The following is a 22203-nucleotide window of genomic DNA, read 5'->3' as shown; positions in this document are numbered from 1 at the left end:
TTGTGAACAAGCAGTCCTCCCCCTCTGACATCTCCGGCGCGTCCTTGCCCTTCCGGCTCTGGACGGCAGAAGAACGCCAAGCCTCGCTCGAGGACGCGCTCAAACATTGGCAGTCCGGGGACGACGTGTGGGTATTCGGGTACGGATCCCTCATCTGGCGGCCGGATTTCGACTTCCAGGAACGGCGATTGGCCACACTGCGCGGCCACCATCGGGCGCTGTGCCTGTGGTCGCGGGTGAACCGGGGTACGCCCGAATGCCCGGGCCTGGTGTTCGGACTGGACCGGGGCGGCTCCTGCCGGGGCGTGGTCTACCGCTTGGCCGGCGACCAGGTCCCCAATTACTTTCCCGCCCTCTGGGAACGCGAGATGTCCACCGGCGCCTACCTGCCCCGCTGGATCAACTGCGCGACGGACGAAGGGGTCGTCCGCGCGCTGGTCTTCATCATGAACCGCAGCAATCCGGCCTATATCCGCGCCCTGCCCGAGCCGGAACTGCTGGAGATCGTGCGCCGCGCGGCGGGACGCTACGGCCCATGCACGGACTATGTGGTGCAGACCGCCCAGGCCTTGCGCTCCGCCGGCATCCACGACGCCCGGCTCGACGCGATCGCCCGCCGGCTGGAACTGGACGGCCACCCGCTGCCCGAAGGTCCCTGACGCCAAGCGGGCGGGCAGGCTCGGCGAACTTGTCCGGGGCCTGCGCGGGGTCAATGAGGGGCCGGTCTTCCAGGCGGTATAAACTCCCTGTTATCAACGCTGAACCCCTAAGACCATGTCCGTCTCTGATCTGCGTCAAAGCTACGAAAAGAATGTGCTCCTGGAAAACCAGGCCGCCCGCTCCCCGTTCGAGCAATTCACCCGATGGTTCGACGAGGCCCTCGCGGCCAAGGTGCCCGAACCCAACGCCATGACCCTGGCGACGGTGGATGCCAGCGGCCAGCCCAGCGCCCGCATCGTCCTCATCAAGGGCTTTGACGAACAGGGCTTCACGTTCTTCACCAATTACGAATCGCGCAAGGGCCTGGACCTGCTGGCCGAACCGCGCGCCAGCCTGCTGTTCTTCTGGCAGCCGCTGGAGCGCCAGATCCGCATCGAGGGCGTGGTGGAAAAGGTGGCCGCCGAAGAGTCGGATGCCTACTATCACAGCCGCCCGACCGGATCGCGCATCGGCGCCTGGGCGTCGCGCCAGAGCCAGCCCATCACCCGTGAAGAGCTGGAAGCCCGCGAAAAGGAATTCCGCGAACGTTTCGGTGAACAGCCGCCGCGTCCGCCGCACTGGGGCGGCTATCGCCTGAAGCCCACCGCCTTTGAATTCTGGCAAGGCCGGCCGTCCCGCCTGCACGACCGCCTGCGCTATGTCGCGGACGGCGCGGACTGGAAGATCGAACGCCTGTCCCCCTGATACGGGCGCCCCGACGCGGGGCGTCCCCACGCCGGGCGCCTCGCGCGCCCGACCGAACCGTCTATTGCATGTCCGCCTCCTCCCCTGATTTCGACTCCGTCTTCTTTCGCACCGCATTGGGCCGCTACGCCACCGGCGTGACAGTCGTGACGACCGCCGGCCTGGACGGTGCTCCCATCGGCCTGACAGTCAGCTCGTTCAATTCGGTCTCGCTGAATCCGCCGCTGGTGCTGTGGAGCCTGTCGCTGGGCTCCTCGTCGCTGGACGCTTTCGAACAGTGCGAGCGCTACGTCGTGAACGTGCTGAGCGCGGACCAGATTGCGCTGGCGCGGCGCTTCGCGACCGGCAAGACGCCGGACCGCTATGCCGGGCTGCAGGTGCACTACGCGCCGGGCGGCACCCCGATGCTGGACGGCCACTGCGCCGCCTGGTTCGAATGCCGCAACCGCAGCCGCTATGTCGAGGGAGATCACGTCATCATGGTCGGAGAAGTTGAACGTTGCGGTCATAGCGGCGAGCCGCCGCTGGTGTTTCACGCCGGCGGATTCGACCTGACGCCGGCCGGCACGCGCGCCGAGAAGGCCAAATCATGAGCGTCGACGTCGATTGCGTCGTCATCGGCGCCGGCGTGGTCGGGCTGGCGATTGCCCGCGCGCTGGCCCAGTCCGGCCGCGAAGTGCTGATGGCCGAGGCCACCGAGGCCATCGGCACCGGCACCAGCTCGCGCAACTCCGAAGTCATCCACGCCGGCATCTATTACCCCGCCGGCAGTCTGAAGGCGCGGCTCTGCGTGCGCGGCAAGCATCTGCTGTACGCGTACTGCGCCGAGCGCGGCGTGCCGCACAAACGGCTGGGCAAGCTCATCGTCGCCACCAGCCCCGAGCAGGCCACGCAACTGGAAGGCATCGCCCAGCGCGCCCGCGCCAACGGCGTGGACGACCTGCAATACATCTCCGGCGTAGAAGCCATGCGCCTGGAGCCCGCGCTGCAATGCACCGCGGCACTCGTGTCGCCGTCCACCGGCATCGTCGACAGCCACGCGCTGATGCTGTCGTTCCAGGGCGACGCCGAGAACGCCGGCGCCCAGTGCGTCTTCCATACGCCGCTCGTGTCGGGTCGTGTGCGGCCCGAAGGCGGCTTTGAGCTGCAGTTCGGCGGCGATGACGCCATGCAGCTGACCTGCAACGTGCTGATCAACTCGGCCGGACTGCAGGCGCCGGCCCTGGCGCGGCGCATCGAAGGCGTGCCGCCTGCCAGCATCCCCACCGATTACCTGTGCAAAGGCAGCTATTTCACGCTGTCCGGCCGCGCGCCGTTCACGCGGCTGATCTACCCCGTGCCCCAGCATGCCGGCCTGGGCGTGCACCTGACGCTGGACATGGGCGGCCAGGCCAAGTTCGGTCCCGACACCGAATGGGTCGGCACCGAGGACTACACGCTGGACCCGTCCCGCGCCGAGGTGTTCTATGAAGCCGTCCGCAGCTACTGGCCGGCCTTGCCGGACGACGCGCTGGCGCCCGGCTACACGGGCATCCGGCCCAAGATCTCGGGCCCGCACGAGCCGGCCGCGGACTTCGTCATCGCCGGTCCCGCCGTGCACGGCGTACCCGGCCTGGTGAACCTGTTCGGCATCGAATCCCCCGGGCTGACCTCCAGCCTGGCCCTGGCGGAAGAAACCCTGGCGCGCCTGTCCGCCTGATCCCCGCCCGCTCCCCTCTTTCTTATTCAGCCATTTCCACCATGCAGCACAACGACTACATCCTGACCCTGTCCTGCCCCGATCGCACCGGCATCGTCTACCGCGTCAGCGGCCTGTTGTTCGAACTGGGTTGCAACATCCTGGATTCGCAGCAGTTCGGCGACGAAGAGACCGGCCGCTTCTTTTTGCGCGTGCACTTCGACCTGCCGGTCGGCGCCTCCGCCGACGACCTGCGTGCCCGCCTGGACGCGATGTCCGCCGACTACGGCATGGAGCTCAAGCTGCACGACGCGCGCCGCAAGGAACGCCTGCTGATCATGGTCAGCAAGCAGGGCCACTGCCTGAACGACCTGCTGTTCCGCGTGCATAGCGGCCATCTGCATGCCGAAGTGGCCGCCATCGTCTCCAATCACAACGATTACGCCGGCCTGGCCGCCACCTACAACATTCCGTTCCACCACCTGCCTGTCACGCCCGACACCAAGCTGGAACAGGAAAAGCAGGTGCTCAAGATCGTCGACGAGGCGAACATCGACCTGGTCGTGCTGGCCCGCTATATGCAGATCCTTTCCGCCGACATGTGCCGCGCCCTGACCGGCCGCGCGATCAACATCCACCACAGCTTCCTGCCCAGCTTCAAGGGCGCGCGCCCCTATCACCAGGCGCATGCGCGCGGCGTGAAGATCATTGGCGCCACGGCCCACTACGTGACCTCGGACCTGGACGAAGGCCCGATCATCGACCAGGACATCGAGCGCGTCGACCACACGATGACCGCGCAGGACCTGACCCAGGTGGGCAGCGACATCGAATCCCTGGTGCTGTCGCGCGCCGTGCGTAGCCACGTCGAACACCGCATCCTGCTGAACCGCAACAAGACCGTCGTGTTCCGCTGATCCTCACGCCTTAGACGGGACCGCGGCGGGCGGTTGCAACGGCGGAAACGCCTGCGCCACCAGCGCCACCGCGCGCTCCTGCAAGGGCGAGCGCGCCGCTTCGGGCCAGATCACCTGGCTGATCGAGCGCGCCTCGTGTTCAAACGCAATGAACCGCGTGCCCGCCAGCCCGCTGCGCGACAGGCACGCCGGCACGATCGACACCCCCAACCCCTGCGACACCAGCGACGCCACGCTCAGCCAGTGGCGCACCTCGTGCCGGATCGCCGGCATGAAGCCGGCCGACACGCACATGGCCAGCACGGTTTCGTAATAGCTGGGCGAGGCCGCCCGCGCGAAGAAGACGAAATCATCCTGCGCCAGTTCCGCCAGTTGCAGCGATGTGCGCTGCGCCAGCGGATGCCCGTCCGGCAGGCACACGACGAACGGCTCGGCCATCAGGTCGCGCGCCTGCACGCCGTCCGGCACCGGATTGGCGTGGATGAAGCCCAGATCCTGCTCGCCGCGCCGCACGGCCTCGATCTGGTCGTGCGAGTTCAGTTCGGTCAGCACGTGCTCCACGTCGGGCAGCTCCGTGCGCATGGCGCTCAGCAGCGCGGGCAGCCCCCGGTACAGCATGGACCCCACGAAACCGATGCGCAGCCGGCCGCGCAGGCCCGCGTCCACCTGGCGCACCAGCGTGCGGACCTCTTCGGCCTGGCGCAGCAGGATCAGGGCCTCGTGGTACAGCGCCTGGCCGGCGCCGGTCAGCTCGACATGCCGGCTGGTGCGGGCCAAGAGGCGCGCGCCGATGTTCTCTTCCAGCTGGCGGATCGCGTAGCTGAGCGGCGGCTGGGAAATGTGCAGGCGCGCCGCCGCCCGGCTGAAATGGCGCTCCTCCGCCACGGCGATGAAGTAGCGCAGCAGCCGGGGCTCCAGGTCCATATGTCCCTCCTTAAGGCATATCTATATTTTTTTTGGATTGATCTACATCAAAACAGTATTTGAATAGATAAATCAAGGCCCGCACCATAGGACATCTCCCCCGTCTCGACCCGGATGCCGCCATGGATACCCCCGTTTTGCCCGTTGCCGCCACCGCCACGCCCGTCCCGGATTCCCGTGGGCTGAACCTGTTCGACGCCGATCCGTATGCCGAAGCGCTGAGCCGCCGCTACCTGCCGCCAGCCCTGCACGCGCATCTGCTGCCGCATCTGAGCCGGCTGGGCGAACTGGCGGGTGGCGTGATGGACGAGCTGGCGTCCGTGGCCGACAAGCACCCGCCCACCCTGTCCGTGCGCAGCCGCGCCGGCACGGACGAGTCCCGCATCGACAAGCATCCGGCCTACGTAGAACTGGAACGCCTGGCCTACAGCGAATTCGGCCTGGCCGCGCTGTCCCACCGGGGCGGCGTGCTCGGCTGGCCCGAGCCCATGCCTGCGGCCGCCAAGTACGCGCTCAGCCATCTCTTCGTGCAAGCGGAGTTCGGGCTGTGCTGCCCGGTCAGCATGACGGACTCGCTGGCGCGCACGCTGCGCAAGTTCGGCGACCCGGCCCTGGTCGAACGCGTGCTGCCGCAGGTGACGTCGCAGGATTTCGACACGCTGCGCCAGGGCGCCATGTTCATGACCGAACAAGGCGCCGGCTCGGATGTCAGCGCCACGGAAGTCACAGCCGAGGCCCAGGACGACGGCACGTGGCGCATTCACGGCGACAAGTGGTTCTGCTCGAACCCGGACGCCGGCTTTGCGATGGTGCTGGCCCGCAGCGAAACGGATCCCGGCCTGAAGGGCGTGTCGCTGTTTCTGCTGCCGCGCGATCTGGCGGACGGCACGCACAACCACTACCGCATCCTGCGCCTGAAGGACAAGCTGGGCACGCGCTCCATGGCCAGCGGCGAGATCCGCCTGGAAGGCGCGGTGGCGTGGCTGGTGGGCGAACGCGGCCGCGGCTTCAAGCACATGGCCGACATGATCAACAACTCGCGCCTGTCCAACGGCATGCGCGCCGCGGGCCTGATGCGCCGCGCCGTCACCGAGGCCGTCTACGTGTCGCAGCACCGCCGCGCCTTCGGCAAGCGGCTCGTCGACATGCCGCTCATGCAACGCCAGCTCGTCAAGATGATCGTGTGGGCCGAACAGGCGCGCAGCGTGATGTTCCAGACGGCGCGCGCGCTGGCCGATGCCGATCAGGGCGCCGCGGACCCCGCGCTGGCGCGCATCCTGACGCCGCTGATCAAGTTCCGCGCCTGCCGCGACGCGCGCAAGGTCACCGGCGACGCGATGGAAGTGCGCGGCGGCTGCGGCTACATCGAGGAATTCACCGAACCCCGCCTGGTCCGCGACGCGCATCTGGGGTCCATCTGGGAAGGCACCAGCAACATCGTCGCGCTGGACGTGCTGCGCGCCATCAAGAAAGAAAACTCCCTGCCCGCGCTGCGCAGCCATATCGACCGCCTGCTGGCCGACGGCGCGCCCTGCCCGCCCGAACTGGCCGATCTGCAAGCCAGCGCCCTGGACAAGACCTATGCGCTGGCGGAACACGCCGCGCAGGGCGACCATGCGCAACTGGCGCGCCAGGCCGCATCGCTGCTGTATCACGCGGTGTCCATGGCCGCGTTGCGCTGGGAAGCCACCGGCACGGGCCTGGAAAGCCGCGCGCGGCTGGCCGACCAGGTGCTGCTGCACCGCCTGGCGCCGCGCGATCCCTATGCCATTCCGCCTGACGAAAGCGCTGCCTGCAAGGCCATCCTGCAGTACGCGCTGTAACCCCGTCAGACACCCCGCAGCAACCCGACGCCGGCGGCACAGCCGGCGCGCCATCCACTGGAGACACGCATGAAACGCTATTTCGCCCCACTGTTCCTGGCGGCCGCCACGGCCGTCGTAGCGGCCACGCCGGCCGTTGCCGCAGACGCCTACCCCACTGCGCGACCGGTCACGCTCATCGTGCCCTTCCCGCCCGGCGGCCCCACCGACGCGCTGGCGCGCCGCCTGGCCGAAAAGCTGCGCGAGCCGCTCAAGCAGAACGTCATCGTCGAAAACCGCAGCGGCGCGGGCGGCAACATCGGCTCTGAATACGTGGCGTCCGCCAAGCCCGACGGCTACACCATCCTGTTCGGCACGTCCGGCCCGCTGGCCATCAACGTCAGCCTGTACAAGAAGCAGAACTACAACCCCGAGACCAGCTTCGCGCCCATCATCCGCATCGGCCACCTGCCCAACATCCTGGTCGTGAACCCCTCGGTGCCTGCCAACAACATGCAGGAGCTGATCGCCTACGCGCAGAAGAATCCGGACAAGCTGAGCTACGCCTCGTCCGGCAACGGCGCGTCGTCGCATCTGGCCGGCATCCTGTTCAACCGCATGGCCGGCACCAAGATCATGCACATCCCGTACAAGGGCACGGGCCCGGCGCTGAACGACCTGCTGGGCGGCCAGGTGTCGATGTCGTTCACCGACATCCTGACCGCGCTGCCGTACATCAAGACAGGCAAGCTGCGCGCCATCGGCCTGGCCAGCGCGCAGCGTTCCGACGCGCTGCCCGAGCTGCCGACGCTGTCCGAGCAGGGGCTGAAGGGCTATGACGTCAGCGTCTTCTTCGGCATCGTCGCGCCCAAGGACACGCCGGCCGACGTGGTGAACACGCTGAACCAGGCCTTCAAGACGGCGCTGTCCGATCCCGTGATCGAGCAGACGCTGCGCATGCAGGGCATCGTCGAAGCGCAGGACAAGACGCCGCAGGGCCTGTCCACCTTCATCACCACCGAAGTCCCCAAGTGGCGCGAGCTGATCCAGAGCGCCAATGTTTCCATCGACTGACGCGAAGAATTCCATGGCTCACACCCTACCCAATGCCGGCGCCCTCGCGGGCTGCAAGGTGATCGATCTGTCACGCGTGCTGGGCGGTCCGTACTGCACGCAGATCCTGGCCGACCACGGCGCCGACGTGCTGAAGATCGAGCCGCCGGGCGGCGACGAGACGCGCGGCTGGGGTCCGCCCTTTCTGGGCGAGACGGCCTCGTACTTTGTCGGCGTGAACCGCAACAAGGACGGCATGACGCTGGACCTGTCGCAGCCTGCCGGCCAGGAACTGCTGCGCCACCTGCTGGCCGACGCCGACGTGCTGGTCGAAAACTTCAAGCCTGGCACGCTGGAAAAGTGGGGCCTGGGCTACGAAGACCTGAAGGCGGCGTTTCCCGCGCTGATCCATTGCCGCGTCAGCGGGTTCGGTTCGGACGGCCCGCTGGGCGGGTTGCCCGGCTACGACGCCTGCGCGCAGGCGATGTGCGGGCTGATGAGCGTGAACGGTGACGCGGACGGCGAAGCGACCCGCGTGGGCCTGCCCGTCGTGGACATGGTGACGGGGCTGAACGCGGCGGTGGCAATCCTGCTAGCGCTCAACGAGCGCACGCGCAGCGGGCTGGGCCAGTTCCTGGACATCACGCTGTATGACTGCGCGCTGTCGCTGCTGCACCCGCATGCGCCCAATTATTTCTACAGCGGCAAGGTGCCGCAGCGCAGCGGCAACGCGCACCCGAACATCGCGCCGTACGAAACCTTGCCGACCGCCAGCGGGCCGATCTTCCTGGCCGTGGGCAACAACCGCCAGTTTGCGATGCTGGCGCAGACGCTCGATGCGCCGGCGCTGGCCGAGGACTCACGCTACGCCACGAACGCGGACCGGTTGCGCCATCGTCAGGCCCTGCGCGACGATCTCACCGCGCTGCTGGCCCGCCACGAGGCCGCCGCGCTTGCGGACCGGCTGCTGCGCGCCGGCGTACCCGCCGCCGCCGTGCAGACGGTGGACCAGGCGCTGGCGCATCCGCATACGCGGCACCGCGGCATGGTGCTGGAACAGGGCGATTACAAGGGCGTGGGCTCACCCATCAAGCTGTCGCGCACGCCTGCGACGCTGCGCAAGCTGCCGCCGGACCTGGCGCCGCCGGCTGGGCAGGAGTGAGCCCGCGTTGATGACCCGCCCGGCGCCCGCCGGGCTTTTTTTTGAGGCAGCGTTTCTACTTGGCCGGGTGTCAGACACCCTCGCGGCGCCTTATCAGCTTGGCGATCGTTTCTGGCGGGTGTCAGACACCTCAGATCACCGGCTCGAGTGAGCCGCGGCGCCCAGGTGTCTGACACCCCCGAAACCGCTGTCACAGGCTGACGGCCTCTTTCCCGGGTGTCTGACACCGTCCCAAGTAAGTCGCCATCCGCGCGAGCAACAACTTAGACATTTGGTTTCAGCAAGCCGCCCGATTGCCGCCGTAGACTTTTTTTGCTTCTTGCGTCGCATCTGCACGCTTTCCCGAGCCACATAAAAGGCGAGCCACATAAGAGGAAATAAAAGACTATGGCCACGACAGACTCACAAGACCACGGCCAGCTGAAACGGGTGATGGGCCCGAAGCTGCTGCTGCTATTCATTGTTGGCGACATCCTGGGCACCGGCGTCTACGCGCTGACAGGGCAAGTGGCCGCCGAAGTCGGCGGCGCGGCATGGCTGCCGTTCCTGGTCGCCTTCGGCGTGGCGCTGCTGACCGCGCTGTCCTACCTGGAACTGGTCACCAAGTACCCGCGCGCCGCAGGCGCCGCGCTCTACGTCCACAAGGCCTTCGGCCTGCATTTCCTGACGTTCATCGTCTGCTTCACCGTCATGTGCTCAGGCCTGACGTCGGCGGCGACCGCCTCGCAGGCCTTTGCCGCAAACCTGTTCGCCGCCATGGGCATCGAGGCCGAGAAGCGCTGGATCACGATCGGCGCGCTGGGCTTCATGCTGCTGGTCATGCTGGTGAACCTGCGCGGCGCAGCCGAAAGCGTGCGGGCCAACGTCGTGCTCACGCTGATCGAGCTGTCGGGCCTCTTGATGGTCATCGTGCTGGGCTTTTACGCCATCTCCGGCGGCCAGGCGGACTTTTCGCGCGTCGTCGCATTCGACACGCCCGAGGACAAGAGCGTGTTCCTGGCGGTGACCTCCGCAACGGCGCTGGCGTTCTTCGCCATGGTCGGTTTCGAGGACTCGGTCAACATGGCCGAGGAAACGCACGATCCCAGCCGCATCTTTCCGAAAGTCATGCTGACCGGCCTGGGCATCACGGCGGTCATCTACGTGCTGGTGTCGATCTGCGCCGTCGCGCTGGTGCCGGTGGGCGAGCTTGCCAAGAGCAGCACGCCGCTGGTGCTGGTGGTCAAGCGCGCCGCGCCCGGCCTGCCGGTGGAATACATCATGCCGATCATCTCGATGTTCGCCGTGGCGAACTCGGCGCTGATCAACATGATGATGGCCAGCCGCCTGCTGTACGGCATGTCGCGCCAGGGCGTGCTGCCGTCCTTCCTGGCCCACGTACACCGCAAGAACCAGACGCCGTGGACGGCCATCCTGTTCACGACGGCCCTGGCCTTCGGCCTGATCATCCTGGTCGCCTTGGCCGATTCGCAGGCGATCCGCGCGCTGGGCGGCACCACCGCGTTGCTGCTGCTGGGCGTGTTCGCGTTCGTGAACGTCGCGGTGCTGGTGCTGCGGCGCGACAAGGTCGAACACAAGCACTTCTCCATCAACCGCATCGTCCCGTGGCTGGGCGCCGCGGCCTGCCTGTTCCTCGTGACGCCGTTGACGGGCCGTGACGTGATCCAGTATCAGGTCGCCGGCTGGCTTCTGCTGCTGGGTGTCGTGATGTGGTTCGTGACCTGGCTGGCGCGGCGCCGCGAGGCCAAGATGGAACTGGACCCATCGGCGCTGGAGTGACGAGGAGGCGCCTCGGCGGGGCGCCCCAACCGCGCGTCACGGCAGCGCGTCACGGCCGAGCGTCTCAGTCGAGGGCGTCCCGGCCGGGCTTGACGCCGCAGCGCGGCCTCAGCCGCCCACCGCCAGCCCCTCGCGGCGCGGGTCCGCGCCGCCTTGCAGGCCCTTCGCATCGATGACGATGCCGTGGATGCCGCTGGGAAACTCGGTGATGCGCACCGGGTGTCCCATGCGCTCCAGTTCCGGCGCCAGCGCTTCCAGCGCCGTGCCCTTCTCCAATTCGGTTTCCTTGTTGCGGCTGCCCATGTTGGGCAGGTCGATCGCCGCCTGGATGTCCAGATTCCAGTCCAGCACGCCCACGAGCGTCTTGGCGACGTAGTTGATGATGGCACTGCCGCCGGGCGAACCCACCAGCACGTAAGGCTTGCCGTCCCGCAGCACCATCATCGGCGCCATCGAGCTGCGCGGCCGCTTGCCCGGCTCGATGCGGTTGGCGACGAGCCGGCCTTCGGGATCCTTGAACGACGACGAAAAGTCGGTCATCTCGTTGTTCAGCAAAAAGCCCCGCACGAAGATCTTGCTGCCGAATTCGCTTTCGATGGTGGTCGTCATGGTCAGCGCGTTGCCTTGCGCGTCGACGGCAACCAGGTGGCTGGTGGACGGCAGTTCCAGCGCGTTGTCCTTGCCCAGCGACAGCAGCTTGCCCTCGGGGTCGCCCGGCAGCGCGACCTTCATGCTTCGGTCCGGCTGGATCAGCGCGCCGCGCGCACGCAGGTAGGCCGGGTCCAGCAAGGCGCGCACCGGCACGCGCACGAAGTCGGGGTCCGCCACGTAGAAATCGCGGTCGGCGAAGGCCAGCCGGCCGGCTTCCGAAAAATAATGCACCGCCTGCGCCGTGCCGGGCGCGTAGCGGCTCAGCGGAAACTGCTCCAGCTCGCCCAGCATCTGCAGGACGGCGATGGGCCCGCTGCTGGGCGGACCCATGCCGCAGAGCTGATAGCCCCGATACGCGCCGCACACCGGATCGCGCGGCTTGGCGCGATAGTCCGCAAGATCCGCAAGGGTAAGGTCGCCCGGCTTCTCATGCTTCTGCACCGCCGCCACGATGTCGCGCGCGATGTCGCCCTGGTAGAACGCGTCGGCGCCCTGCTCGGCGACCGCGCGCAGCGTGCGCGCGAAGTCCGGGTTCTTCAGGATGTGGCCCACGGGCCAGGGCGCGCCATCAGGCGCATAGAAATACGCGGCCGCCGCGGCCTGCTGCGGCAGCGCCTTGTTGCCGGCCAGCAGCGAATTCAGGCGCGGCGACACCGCAAAGCCGCCTTCCGCCAGCTCGATGGCCGGCTGGAACAGATCGGCCCAGGGCAGCTTGCCGTGCGACTTGTGCGCCATTTCCAGACCGCGCAGGAGGCCGGGCACCGCCACCGACATGCCGTTGTTGACGGCCTGCGCAAAGGGCAGCGGCTTGCCTTCGGCATCCAGGAAGCGGTCGGGCCGCGCGGCCGCGGGCGCGGTCTCGCGGCTGTCGATGGTGCGGATCTGGCCGTCCGCCGCGGAATACAGCACCATGAACGCGCCCCCGCCGATGCCCGACGATTGCGGCTCGACCAGGTTCAGCACAAGCTGCGTGGCAATGGCGGCGTCCACCACGCTGCCGCCGCGCCGCAGCATGGCTTCGCCCGCGCGGCTGGCCAGCGGGTTGGCGGACACCATCATGAAATGCGGCGCGCGCACCAGCTGGCGCGCCTGGACGCCGCTGGCGGCTTCCGGATTGATGTCTTCGGCCGCGGGCGGCGTGCGCGCCCAGCTGGCGGAAACGAACGGCAGGCCGGCTATCGCGGCGGCGAGCAGCAGGGCGGCGTGGCGGCGTAGGCGCATGGAAGGCTCCGGTGATCGCCGGACACCCGGCTGGCGTCCATGATAGTCAAAGGGCCGCGCCGCTGTCGCGGTTCAGCCGCTGCCGGTGCGCGCCATCCGGCTTAGAATCGCGGTTTCGGATTCCCCCCGTCTGCGCCATGCGCCTGCGCCACATCGAGATATTCGAAGCGATCCGCCGAACCGGATCCCTGACCGAAGCCGCCGCCGCGCTGCACATTTCGCAGCCCGCCGCCAGCAAGCTGCTGGCGCATGCCGAGAGCCAGCTGGGCTTCAAGCTGTTTGACCGCGTGAAGGGCCGGTTGGTCGCCACGCGTGAGGCCGAGATCCTCACGCCCGAGATCGCGCGCCTGAGCCAGGACCTGAACAGCGTGCGCAGGCTGGCGACCAACCTGCGCGACCGGCCCCACGGCCATCTGCGCCTGGGCTGCGCGCCGGCGTTGGGACTTGGGCTGTTGCCGGGCGTCGTGCGCGACAGCCGCAAAGCGCAGCCCGGCATCACCTTCGACATCCACACGCACCACAGCGCCGAACTCGTGCAAGGGCTGCTGACGCGCGAGCTGGATCTGGCGATCACGTTCGACACGAATGACTATCCCGGCCTGACGCGCATGGGGCTGGGGCACACGGAACTCGTGCACCTGAGCCGCAAGCCCGGGAATGGGCCGCTAAGACTGTCGGAATTGTCTGAAATCGCGGACGCCACCGCATCCGGCGACACGCTCATCGTGCTGGACGCGGGCGACGCGTCCGGCGCCCTGCTGCAACTGGCGCTGGATGCGCAGGGCCTGGCGCCGCAGGTCGCCATCCAGGTGCAGACGCATTACGTGGCTTGCGCGCTGGTCGATGCGGGCTGCGGCGACGCCATCGTCGACGCCATCACCGCGCGTGCCATGCTGCGTCCGGGCATGACCCTGCGCCGTCTGGAACCGGCGCTGCGCGTGCCGATCAGCATCATGACGCGCAACCAGGATCCGCTGTCGGCGCTGCACCGCGACCTGATCGAACGCCTGCGCGCGGCCTGCGCCGCGCTGCTGGAAGGGCTGGACGCGCCCGCCTGACAAGCCGCGCACAGCCCGCAAAGCACAACGGGCGCCCGAAGGCGCCCGCTGTTGTGTCGATCGGGGCAGACCAAGCCGCCCCGTGCAGCATCAGTCCAGCTTGATGTTCTGCTTCTTCACGACGTCCTGGGCCCAGTTGAACTGTTCCTGGATTTCCTTGGCGAACTCTTCCGGCGTGTTGCCCGACGGCGCCGAGCCTTGCTCGTCCAGCGCCTTGATGACCTTCGGGTCCTTCAGGGCCACGACGGCGGCATCACGCAGCTTGTTCACGACTTCCATCGGCGTGCCCTTGGGCGCCAGGAGGCCGTACCAGACGGGCTGGTTCAGGACCGGGAAGCCGGCGTCCTTGAAGGTCGGCACGCCCTTCATCGTACCGATCTGCTCGGGCCACGCGATGGCCATGGCGTTCAGCTTGCCCGCCTGGATCTGCGGCATCGAGGACGGCAGGTTGTCGAACAGGATTTCGATCTGGCCGCCGACGGCATCAGCCAGCGCCGGGCCCGAACCCTTGTAGGGCACGTGCACGATGTCGGTGCCGGTGGCCATCTTGAACGATTCGCCCATCAGGTGAAGCACGCCGCAGGTGCCCGAGCTGCCGTACGAGTACTTGCCCGGGTTCTTCTTCAGTTCTTCGATGAAGCCCTTGAAGTCCTTGGCGGGGAACTTGGGGTTCACGGCCACGACGTTGGCGGTGTTGGCGAAGTTGGTGACCGGCTGGAAGTCCTTGATCGGATCGTACGGCAGGTCCTTCGGACGGCAGGCGGGGTTCACGGCCATCGTGGAGACGGTGGCGATGGACAGCGTGTAGCCGTCGGCCGGCGCCCGCGCGGCTTCGGACGCACCGATGGCGCCGCCGGCGCCGCCCTTGTTTTCAACGACCATCGGCTGGCCGAGTTCCTGGCTCATGCGCTGCGTCACGAGGCGCGCGATGATGTCCGTGGAACCGCCAGGCGCGAACGGAACGATCACGCGGATGGCCTTGCTGGGGTACTTGTCTGCGGCGTGCGCGACCGAAACGCCCAGCGTGCCGGCGGCACCGGTAGCAAGGGCGATGGCCACTGCCAGGGAGCGGACCTTATTCATAGTTGTGTTTCCTCCAAGATTGCGAGCCCGTGTGTAGACGGACCGTTGTGTGTTGTGCCCGCCTGTAGACGGACCAGCAGATAACGGTGCGGGCGCATTGCTTGTGCGCAGCGTGTCTACGCCGCATTTATAGGTTGCTTGTGGCACACGCGCCCGCCAGAATGACGGAGAATAGCAGCAAATGCTTACACCCGCATAGCGCGCCCGACGCCTCCCGGCGCCCGACGAAAAACCACGCCTCCATGTCTGTAGCACTCCTGGTTCTCCCCGATTTCATGCTGGTCGCGCTGGGTTGGGCGCTACGACACAAATTGGGTTTTTCACGCGAGTTCTTTGCCGGCACGGAACGCCTCGTCTACTTCGTGCTGTTCCCCGCGCTGCTGTTCCAATCGATCCTGCGTACGCCCATCACGGCGGGCAACGCGGCGCTGCTGCTGCAGGCCACCGCGGCGGTCATTGCCGCCGGCGTGGCGATGGCTTGGCTGGCGGGCCTGGCGTTGCGGCCTTCGTCGCTGGGTCTCGCCTCCTCCGCGCAATGCGGGTACCGCTTCAACACCTATATCGGCCTGGCGCTGTCGGCCAGCCTGGCGGGCGCGCAGGGTCAGACCGTCATGGCGCTGATCGTCGGCTTCGCGGTGCCCATGGCCAACGTCGCCGCCGTCTACGGCCTGGCGCGCCACAGCGGCGGCAATCTGCTGCGCGAGCTCGCGCGCAATCCGCTGGTGATTTCCACGCTGCTGGGCCTGGCATGCAATCTGGCGGGATTGCAGCTTCCGGGCCCCGTGGACACGGTGCTCGCGCGCCTGGGCGCGGCGGCGCTCGCGCTTGGCATCATCTGCGTCGGCGCCAGCCTGGCCTGGGAAGGCGGCAAGGGCTATGGGTCACTGATCGCGTGGATGCTGGCGGTCAAGCTGGTCGCGCTGCCCGCGGTCGCGCTGCTGGTGGCGCACCTGCTCGATCTGCCCCCGCTCGAAGCGCGCATGCTGCTGCTGTTCGCGGCGCTGCCCACGGCGTCGGCCGCGTATGTGCTGGCGATGCGCATGGGCGGCGACGGCCGCATGGTCGCCGTGCTGATCTCGCTGGGCACGTTGTTTTCGGCGGTCACGATCCCGGTGTGGCTGCTGCTGGCTGGCCGCGGCTAGCCTTCGCGCAAGAAAAATGGCCGCCCTGGCAAGGGCGGCCATCTTCATGACGTAGGTAACGCGGGGCGGCTTACGACGGCTTGTGCGCGTTCGTCATCGAGCCCGGCACGACCCATTCGGCAAACTGCGCTTCGGTCACAAACCCCAGGGCCAGCGCCGATTCCTTCAGCGACAGGCCTTCCTTGTGCGCCTTCTTGGCGATCTGCGCGGCCTTGTCGTAGCCGATGTGCGGATTCAGCGCGGTCACCAGCATCAGCGAACGATCCACCAGTTCAGCGATGCGCTCGTGGTTGGGCTCGATGCCCGCGGCGCAATGCTGGTCGAAGCTGGCCATGCCGTCCGTGAGCAAACGCACCGATTGCAGGAAGTTGTGGATCACCAGCGGCTTGTAGACGTTCAGTTCGAAGTTGCCGCTGGCGCCGCCGATGTTGATGGCCACGTCGTTGCCCAGGACCTGCGCGGCCAGCATCGTGATGGCTTCGCACTGCGTCGGGTTGACCTTGCCCGGCATGATCGAGCTGCCCGGCTCGTTCTCGGGAATGCTGATCTCGCCCAGGCCCGAACGCGGACCGCTCGACAGCCAGCGCACGTCGTTGGCGATCTTCATGAGGCCCGCCGCCAGCGACTTAAGAGCGCCATGGGCAAACAGCAGCGCTTCGTGCGATGCGAGCGCCTGGAATTTGTTGGGCGCCGAGACAAACGCCGTGCCGGTGGCATGGGCCAGATCGGCCGACACCTTGGCGCTGAATTGCGGGTGCGCATTCAGGCCCGTGCCGACCGCGGTGCCGCCGATGGCAAGCTGGTGCAGGCCCGGCAGCGTGGCGCGGATCTGCTGTTCGGCCAGATCCAGCTGCGCGACGTAGCCGGACAGTTCCTGGCCCAGCGTCAGCGGCGTGGCGTCCTGCAGGTGGGTGCGGCCGATCTTGACGATGTCGTAGAACTTGGCGCTCTTGGCCGCCAGCGTGGCGCGCAGCGCCTTCAGCGACGGCAGCAGGCGGTGTTCGACTTCCACGGCGGCCGCCACGTGCATCGCGGTCGGGAAGGTGTCGTTCGACGACTGCCCACGGTTGACGTGGTCGTTCGGGTGCACCTTGCGCTCTTCGCCGCGCACGCCGCCCAGCAGTTCCGAGGCGCGGTTGGCCAGCACCTCGTTCATGTTCATGTTGCTTTGCGTGCCCGAACCGGTCTGCCAGACGGACAGCGGAAACTCGTTGGGCCACTTGCCCGCGACCACCTCGTCGGCGGCGCGCATGATCGCATCGGCGATCTTGGGATCCAGCTCGCCCAGGTCGGCGTTGACCTTTGCCGCCGAGCGCTTGAGCCGCGCCATCGCATTGACCAGCGGCTCCGGCATCTTCTCGGTGGAAATCGCGAAGAAATGCAGGGAGCGCTGCGTCTGGGCGCCCCACAGGTGGTCTTCCGGCACCTCGATGGGGCCAAACGTGTCTTTTTCGATGCGGGTCTTCATGGCGCGTACAACTCCGTGGCGGCGTCAGTCGCGGGCGGCGGAAAGCCGTGAGTCGCGACATTATTGAGAATAGCAATCGTTATAGGTTAGCAGAAACCCGCATTCCTATAATTGCTCCCATCTGTGCTCCGATCCTCGTTTTTTACCACTGCTCCCGCGCCATGTCCGCCCCCCTCGCCACCCTGACTCTGCACCTGCCCGACGAAGCCGCCACCGAGGCGCTGGCACGCCAGCTTGCCCCCATGGTGACCGGCGCCAAAACCGGCCTGCCAGGCGCATGTATCCACCTTCGAGGGGACCTCGGGGCAGGAAAGACGGCCTTCTCCAGGGCATTGTTGCGGGAAAGCGGCATCACAGGCCGAATCAAGAGCCCAAGCTACGCGCTGCTTGAATCCTATAAAGTTTCTAACTTATACTTCTATCACCTTGATTTTTATAGATTTAGTGATTCGCGCGAATGGTTGGACGCAGGATTCCGGGATTTACTGCGTGACGAAGCAGTCGTTTTGATCGAATGGCCGGAGCGGGCGGAGGGTCTTTTGCCCCCGCCCGACCTGCTGATCTGCCTGGACTATGCAGGCGACGGACGTGACGCCAGCCTGACCGCGTACACCGCTCGAGGACAAACATGGTTGAACGCGATTGTCCCCCCGCCCCTGAAGGCGCCCTCCCCTCGGCAGGCGCCACCCGCCGACGCCTGATCAGCGTCGCCGCCACCTTGCTCGTCCTGCCGGTCGTGCCTCGGCTGGCGCAGGCTGCAACGATCCTGGCCGTCCGCACCTGGCCGGCCGACGAATACACCCGGGTCACGCTGGAACTCGACAGCGAGCTCAAGGCCGAACAATTCACCCTCGAAAATCCCCACCGTCTGGTGGTCGATATCGAGGGACTGACCATCAGCGCCGCGTTGAACGATCTGGTCTCCAAGGTCCGGCCTGACGATCCCTACATCCAGAGCCTGCGCGTCGCGCAGAATCGCCCGAACGTGGTGCGGCTGGTGTTCGACCTGAAGCAGCCCGTGGCGCCGCAGGTGTTCACGCTCAAGCCGGTGGCCGATTACCAGTACCGTCTGGTGCTCGACCTGTATCCCAAGATCGCGCAGGATCCGCTGATCGCGATCCTGAACAAGTCCAGCGGTCCCGACGTGGACGATCCGCTGGCGCGCATCCTCGAAGACATCCAGCGCAACCCGGTGACCCGCGCGGATCCGCCCGAGCCGCCGCGCGTGCGCGGCCAGCAGCCGGCGCCCGCCCTGCCCACCCCGCCCAAGCCCCCCGCCACGGCCAGCCGCGGCAAGCCGCGCATGCTGACCATCGCGCTGGATCCGGGCCACGGCGGCGAAGACCCGGGCGCCATCGGCAAATCCGGGCTGCGCGAAAAAGACGTGGTCCTGCGCATCGCGCGGCGCCTGAAGGCGCTGATCGACAGCCAGCCCTACATGCGCGCCTACCTGACGCGCGACGACGATTACTTCGTGCCCCTGCACGTGCGCGTGCAGAAGGCGCGCCGCGTGCATGCGGACCTGTTCATCTCGATTCACGCGGACGCCTGGGTCAAGCCCACGGCCAATGGCTCGTCGGTGTTCGCGCTGTCCCAGCGCGGCGCCACCAGCGCGCAGGCCCGGTGGATGGCCGACAAGGAAAACGCGGCCGACCTGATCGGCGGCGTGAACCTGGGCAGCCACGACCGACAGGTCGCGAAGGTGCTGCTGGACCTGTCCACCACGGCCCAGATCAATGACTCGCTCAAGGTCGGCAACGCCTTCCTGGACGAAATCAAGAAGATCAACCGCCTGCACAAGAACAGCGTCGAACAGGCCGGCTTTGCCGTGCTGAAAGCGCCCGACATCCCGTCGGTGCTGGTCGAAACCGCCTTCATCAGCAATCCGCAGGAAGAGGCGCTGCTGCGCAGTTCCTCGCACCAGGACAAGCTGGCGCAGGCCATGATGACTGGCATCCAGCGCTACTTCACGGCCAATCCGCCGCTCGCCCGTTTGGGCGACCTGAGCTAGGCGGGTTTCGGCCCCGCGTCCAGGCCCAGTCCCGGGTCCACGAAAAAAGGCTATGCACCTTCCGGCGCATAGCCTTTTTTGTTCGAGCGGGCGCGGACGCTATTGCGTGCGGCGCGCGCGCACCAGCTTGAGGACGGCCGCGGCCACCACCGGCACGACGGCCGCCGCCAGCCCAATCAGCACGATGGTGTTCAGGTGATCGCGGACGATCGGGATGTTGCCGAAGAAGTAACCCGCCGCCACCAGGCTGATCACCCACAGCAGCGCGCCCGTGATGTTGAACAGCTGGAAGCGCGCCATCGACATCTCGGCCACGCCCGCCACGAAGGGCGCAAAAGTGCGCACCACCGGGATGAAGCGCGACATGACGATGGTCTTGCCGCCGTGCTTTTCGTAGAACGCGTGCGTGCGCATCAGCGCGCCGCGGTCCAGGAAGCGCAGGTTCATCGAGAACACCCGCGGTCCGATGTAACGGCCGATGGCGTAGTTCAGCGAGTTGCCGGTCACGGCGGCGACGATGAGCAGCACCGACATCAGGACCGGGTCGATATGCCCCGTCGCCCCGAAGGCCCCGGCGATGAACAGCAGCGAGTCGCCCGGCAGGAAGGGCATCACGACCAGCCCCGTCTCCGCGAAGACGATGAGAAACAGCACCAGATACACCCACACGCCGTACTGCTCGACCCAAAGGCCAAGCGTCTGGTCGATGTGAAGCACCATATTGAAAAACTCAAGCATTGAAGCGGCCCCGATATCCGATGGGAATTTGTCAGCGACTATAGCCGACCGGGGCATGACGCTAAAATCGTCCGCACTGCTACATAAGATCTGGGCCTCATGACCGAACGTCGTTCCATCCTTGCGCTTCCCGACCTGCTGATCAGCCAGATCGCCGCTGGCGAGGTCATCGAGCGCCCCGCGTCCGTGCTCAAGGAAATCCTTGAAAACGCCATCGACGCGGGCGGGCGCGCCATCGAGGTCCGCCTTGAAGGCGGCGGCATCCGGCGCATCGCCGTTACGGACGATGGCGGCGGCATCCCCCCCGAAGAGCTGCCGCTGGCGCTGGCCCGCCACGCCACCAGCAAGATCCGCTCGCTGAACGAGCTGGAATCGGTGGCCTCGATGGGGTTCCGCGGCGAAGCGCTGGCGTCCATCGCTTCGGTGGCCCAGGTGTCCATCATTTCCCGCACCCGCGACGGCGACCACGCCTGGCAGATCGAGGCGGGCAGCATGCAGGTCGGCCCCGCGTCCGGCCCGCCCGGCACCACGGTGGACGTGCGCCAGCTGTTTGACGCCGTGCCGGCCCGCCGCAAGTTCCTGCGCTCCGAAGCCACCGAATTCGGCCATTGCGTCGACGCCATGGAGCGCATCGCGCTGGCGCACCCGCAGATCGCCTTCCGTCTGTTCCACCATGACCGCGCGCAGCGCCAGTGGCTGCCGGCGGACCCGCCGCAGCGCATCCGCGACGTGCTGGGCGCCGAATTCGCCGAGCACGGGCTGCTGCTGTCGCATTCGGTCGGCACGGTCAGCCTTGCCGGCATGATTACCCGCCCGACCGCCGCCCGCGCCCGCGCCGACCGCCAGTACCTCTATGTGAATGGCCGCTACGTGCGGGACCGCACCGTCAGCCATGCGCTGCGCGCCGCCTATGCCGACGTGCTGCACGGCGACCGCCAGCCCGCGTACGTGCTGTTCCTGGACATCGACCCCGCCGCCGTAGATGTGAACGTCCACCCGGCCAAACACGAGGTCCGTTTCCGCGACAGCGGCGCCGTGCACCGCTTTGTCTCGCACGCGGTCAGCCAGACGCTGGCCCAGATGGGCGGCTCGTCAGCCGTTGCGCCTGCGGGACACGCTGAAGACGCCGAATTTGAAACCGTGGCGCGCCCGGCTGGCGAAGCTGCCTCGACCGATTCCGCCACACCGGCTTACCCCCCGGCGACACCGTCCGCGACGGAATCCCCGCGCCCGGGCTATGGCGGCATGAACGGCGGAATGAACGGCGCCACGGCCGGCGGTTCGAATGCCGGCGCATATCCTGGCGCAAGCAGCGGCAACGGCAACGGCGCCGCCTACGGCCTGCGCCCCTCGCCCGCCGCCCAGCGCCCGCACACCCAGGTTCCGTTCCGCCTGCACGCCGAACCGGCCGGCATTCCCGCCGCCGACTGGCAATCGCTCTATCGCCCGCTGACCGACGACACCGCGGCCCGCACCGCACCCCTGCGTGAAGCAGCACCGGCGCCCGCCCCGCTGCCCGCCGACGAAGAACACCCGCTGGGCATGGCGGTGGCGCAACTGCACGGCGTCTACATCCTGGCGCAGAACCGCCGCGGCATGGTGCTGGTGGACATGCACGCCGCCCACGAACGCGTGGTCTACGAACAGCTCAAGCAGGCCCTGGACGCGCGCAGCCTGCCGCGCCAGGACCTGCTGGTGCCCGTGGTGTTCCACGCCCAGGAAAAGGACGTGGCGCTGATCGAGGAGTTCGAGGAACAACTGAACGACCTGGGCTTCGAGATGCGCCCGTCCGGCCCCACCTCGATCGCCGTGCGATCGGTGCCGGCCATCCTGGCCCGTGGCGACATCGAAACCCTGGCCCGTGCCGTGCTGCGCGACCTGGGCGCCGTCGGTGTCTCGCGACTGCTCACCGAACAGCGCAACGAACTGCTCTCGACCATGGCCTGCCACGGGTCCGTCCGCGCCAACCGCAAGCTCACGCTTGAAGAGATGAACGGCTTGCTGCGCCAGATGGAAACCACGGAACGGGCCGACCAGTGCAATCACGGGCGGCCCACCTGGGTGCAGTGGTCCATGTCGGACCTGGACAAGCTTTTTCTGCGCGGACAATAG

19 protein-coding genes are annotated in these 22203 nt (G+C 67.3%); 14 read left to right on the top strand and 5 right to left on the bottom strand.

Annotated features, from left to right (window positions below; genetic code table 11):
- The first annotated feature begins 2 nt into the window (after window positions 1-2).
- The 5 genes from RT697_RS10210 (at window position 3) to purU (ending at window position 3999) form a co-directional block, all read left to right on the top strand.
- Complete coding sequence (locus tag RT697_RS10210) at window positions 3-659, top strand: gamma-glutamylcyclotransferase (RefSeq protein WP_313698586.1); 657 nt, start codon at window positions 3-5, stop codon at window positions 657-659.
- Between the two features lie 115 nt (window positions 660-774).
- Window positions 775-1404 (top strand): pyridoxamine 5'-phosphate oxidase, encoded by a 630-nt coding sequence (gene pdxH, locus RT697_RS10205; protein ID WP_313698585.1) that lies wholly within the window; start codon window positions 775-777, stop codon window positions 1402-1404.
- 68 nt (window positions 1405-1472) lie between these two features.
- Window positions 1473-1997, top strand: coding sequence for a flavin reductase family protein (locus RT697_RS10200; protein WP_313698583.1), 525 nt, complete (start codon window positions 1473-1475; stop codon window positions 1995-1997).
- Window positions 1994-3103, top strand: a complete 1110-nt coding sequence (locus RT697_RS10195) for an NAD(P)/FAD-dependent oxidoreductase (RefSeq protein WP_313698581.1) — start codon at window positions 1994-1996, stop codon at window positions 3101-3103. Before RT697_RS10200 ends, RT697_RS10195 begins: the two co-directional genes overlap by 4 nt.
- Window positions 3104-3144: 41 nt before the next feature.
- Window positions 3145-3999 carry a formyltetrahydrofolate deformylase gene (gene purU / locus RT697_RS10190; protein WP_175184080.1) on the top strand — a complete coding sequence of 285 codons (855 nt, stop codon included), beginning with the start codon at window positions 3145-3147 and terminating at the stop codon, window positions 3997-3999.
- Between the two features lie 3 nt (window positions 4000-4002).
- Here purU and RT697_RS10185 read toward each other — a convergent pair whose 3' ends face one another.
- Window positions 4003-4923: a LysR family transcriptional regulator gene (locus RT697_RS10185; RefSeq protein ID WP_313698579.1), complete on the bottom strand. Its 921-nt coding sequence runs from the start codon at window positions 4921-4923 to the stop codon at window positions 4003-4005.
- A gap of 122 nt (window positions 4924-5045) precedes the next feature.
- On the opposite strand from RT697_RS10185, the gene RT697_RS10180 reads away from it, so the two are divergent.
- The 4 genes from RT697_RS10180 (at window position 5046) to RT697_RS10165 (ending at window position 10719) form a co-directional block, all read left to right on the top strand.
- Entirely contained in the window at window positions 5046-6746 is a 1701-nt protein-coding gene (locus RT697_RS10180; protein WP_313698577.1) for an acyl-CoA dehydrogenase family protein, read from the top strand.
- A 69-nt stretch (window positions 6747-6815) separates the two neighbouring features.
- Complete coding sequence (locus RT697_RS10175; RefSeq protein ID WP_313698575.1) at window positions 6816-7799, top strand: tripartite tricarboxylate transporter substrate binding protein; 984 nt, start codon at window positions 6816-6818, stop codon at window positions 7797-7799.
- 13 nt (window positions 7800-7812) lie between these two features.
- Window positions 7813-8940 (top strand): CoA transferase, encoded by a 1128-nt coding sequence (locus RT697_RS10170; RefSeq protein WP_313698573.1) that lies wholly within the window; start codon window positions 7813-7815, stop codon window positions 8938-8940.
- Window positions 8941-9327: 387 nt separating this feature from the next.
- Window positions 9328-10719: an APC family permease gene (locus tag RT697_RS10165; protein WP_313698571.1), complete on the top strand. Its 1392-nt coding sequence runs from the start codon at window positions 9328-9330 to the stop codon at window positions 10717-10719.
- Window positions 10720-10827: 108 nt separating this feature from the next.
- On the opposite strand, the gene ggt is transcribed toward RT697_RS10165, so the two are convergent.
- Window positions 10828-12591 carry a gamma-glutamyltransferase gene (gene ggt / locus RT697_RS10160; RefSeq protein WP_313698569.1) on the bottom strand — a complete coding sequence of 588 codons (1764 nt, stop codon included), beginning with the start codon at window positions 12589-12591 and terminating at the stop codon, window positions 10828-10830.
- 137 nt (window positions 12592-12728) lie between these two features.
- On the opposite strand from ggt, the gene RT697_RS10155 reads away from it, so the two are divergent.
- A complete protein-coding gene (locus tag RT697_RS10155) occupies window positions 12729-13649 on the top strand; it encodes a LysR family transcriptional regulator (protein ID WP_313698567.1) in 921 nt (306 codons plus the stop codon).
- 90 nt (window positions 13650-13739) lie between these two features.
- Here RT697_RS10155 and RT697_RS10150 read toward each other — a convergent pair whose 3' ends face one another.
- Window positions 13740-14732 carry a tripartite tricarboxylate transporter substrate binding protein BugE gene (locus RT697_RS10150; protein ID WP_313698565.1) on the bottom strand — a complete coding sequence of 331 codons (993 nt, stop codon included), beginning with the start codon at window positions 14730-14732 and terminating at the stop codon, window positions 13740-13742.
- Window positions 14733-14974: 242 nt separating this feature from the next.
- On the opposite strand from RT697_RS10150, the gene RT697_RS10145 reads away from it, so the two are divergent.
- Window positions 14975-15874: an AEC family transporter gene (locus RT697_RS10145; RefSeq protein WP_313698563.1), complete on the top strand. Its 900-nt coding sequence runs from the start codon at window positions 14975-14977 to the stop codon at window positions 15872-15874.
- Window positions 15875-15944: 70 nt separating this feature from the next.
- Here RT697_RS10145 and fumC read toward each other — a convergent pair whose 3' ends face one another.
- Window positions 15945-17342, bottom strand: a complete 1398-nt coding sequence (gene fumC / locus RT697_RS10140; RefSeq protein ID WP_312437702.1) for a class II fumarate hydratase — start codon at window positions 17340-17342, stop codon at window positions 15945-15947.
- Window positions 17343-17503: 161 nt separating this feature from the next.
- Here fumC and tsaE point away from each other — a divergent pair, with 161 nt between their 5' ends.
- Both tsaE and RT697_RS10130 read left to right on the top strand, forming a co-directional pair.
- Window positions 17504-18043, top strand: a complete 540-nt coding sequence (gene tsaE / locus RT697_RS10135; protein ID WP_313698592.1) for a tRNA (adenosine(37)-N6)-threonylcarbamoyltransferase complex ATPase subunit type 1 TsaE — start codon at window positions 17504-17506, stop codon at window positions 18041-18043.
- Complete coding sequence (locus tag RT697_RS10130; protein WP_313698561.1) at window positions 17971-19353, top strand: N-acetylmuramoyl-L-alanine amidase; 1383 nt, start codon at window positions 17971-17973, stop codon at window positions 19351-19353. Before tsaE ends, RT697_RS10130 begins: the two co-directional genes overlap by 73 nt.
- Window positions 19354-19452: 99 nt before the next feature.
- Here RT697_RS10130 and RT697_RS10125 read toward each other — a convergent pair whose 3' ends face one another.
- The gene (locus tag RT697_RS10125; protein ID WP_313698559.1) at window positions 19453-20091 is read right to left on the bottom strand and encodes a VTT domain-containing protein; all 639 of its coding nucleotides are present in this window, start codon (window positions 20089-20091) and stop codon (window positions 19453-19455) included.
- Window positions 20092-20190: 99 nt separating this feature from the next.
- Between RT697_RS10125 and mutL the strand changes: the two genes are divergently transcribed.
- Complete coding sequence (gene mutL / locus RT697_RS10120; RefSeq protein ID WP_313698557.1) at window positions 20191-22203, top strand: DNA mismatch repair endonuclease MutL; 2013 nt, start codon at window positions 20191-20193, stop codon at window positions 22201-22203.

It is taken from the genome of Achromobacter sp. (genome assembly GCF_032113835.1).
Taxonomy (GTDB): Bacteria; Pseudomonadota; Gammaproteobacteria; order Burkholderiales; family Burkholderiaceae_B; genus Achromobacter.
Note: the sequence above shows the minus strand (reverse complement) of the source record. Positions and strands in the feature narration are given on the sequence as shown.

Excerpts from the sequence above, each read along its gene's own strand:
- pdxH (WP_313698585.1), top strand. The coding sequence starts at position 775 with ATGTCCGTCTCTGATCTGCGTCAAAGCTACGAAAAGAATGTGCTCCTG.
- RT697_RS10200 (WP_313698583.1), top strand. The coding sequence starts at position 1,473 with ATGTCCGCCTCCTCCCCTGATTTCGACTCCGTCTTCTTTCGCACCGCA.
- RT697_RS10195 (WP_313698581.1), top strand. The coding sequence starts at position 1,994 with ATGAGCGTCGACGTCGATTGCGTCGTCATCGGCGCCGGCGTGGTCGGG.
- purU (WP_175184080.1), top strand. The coding sequence starts at position 3,145 with ATGCAGCACAACGACTACATCCTGACCCTGTCCTGCCCCGATCGCACC.
- RT697_RS10185 (WP_313698579.1), bottom strand. The coding sequence starts at position 4,923 with ATGGACCTGGAGCCCCGGCTGCTGCGCTACTTCATCGCCGTGGCGGAG.
- RT697_RS10180 (WP_313698577.1), top strand. The coding sequence starts at position 5,046 with ATGGATACCCCCGTTTTGCCCGTTGCCGCCACCGCCACGCCCGTCCCG.
- RT697_RS10175 (WP_313698575.1), top strand. The coding sequence starts at position 6,816 with ATGAAACGCTATTTCGCCCCACTGTTCCTGGCGGCCGCCACGGCCGTC.
- RT697_RS10170 (WP_313698573.1), top strand. The coding sequence starts at position 7,813 with ATGGCTCACACCCTACCCAATGCCGGCGCCCTCGCGGGCTGCAAGGTG.
- RT697_RS10165 (WP_313698571.1), top strand. The coding sequence starts at position 9,328 with ATGGCCACGACAGACTCACAAGACCACGGCCAGCTGAAACGGGTGATG.
- ggt (WP_313698569.1), bottom strand. The coding sequence starts at position 12,591 with ATGCGCCTACGCCGCCACGCCGCCCTGCTGCTCGCCGCCGCGATAGCC.
- RT697_RS10155 (WP_313698567.1), top strand. The coding sequence starts at position 12,729 with ATGCGCCTGCGCCACATCGAGATATTCGAAGCGATCCGCCGAACCGGA.
- RT697_RS10150 (WP_313698565.1), bottom strand. The coding sequence starts at position 14,732 with ATGAATAAGGTCCGCTCCCTGGCAGTGGCCATCGCCCTTGCTACCGGT.
- RT697_RS10145 (WP_313698563.1), top strand. The coding sequence starts at position 14,975 with ATGTCTGTAGCACTCCTGGTTCTCCCCGATTTCATGCTGGTCGCGCTG.
- fumC (WP_312437702.1), bottom strand. The coding sequence starts at position 17,342 with ATGAAGACCCGCATCGAAAAAGACACGTTTGGCCCCATCGAGGTGCCG.
- tsaE (WP_313698592.1), top strand. The coding sequence starts at position 17,504 with ATGTCCGCCCCCCTCGCCACCCTGACTCTGCACCTGCCCGACGAAGCC.
- RT697_RS10130 (WP_313698561.1), top strand. The coding sequence starts at position 17,971 with ATGGTTGAACGCGATTGTCCCCCCGCCCCTGAAGGCGCCCTCCCCTCG.
- RT697_RS10125 (WP_313698559.1), bottom strand. The coding sequence starts at position 20,091 with ATGCTTGAGTTTTTCAATATGGTGCTTCACATCGACCAGACGCTTGGC.
- mutL (WP_313698557.1), top strand. The coding sequence starts at position 20,191 with ATGACCGAACGTCGTTCCATCCTTGCGCTTCCCGACCTGCTGATCAGC.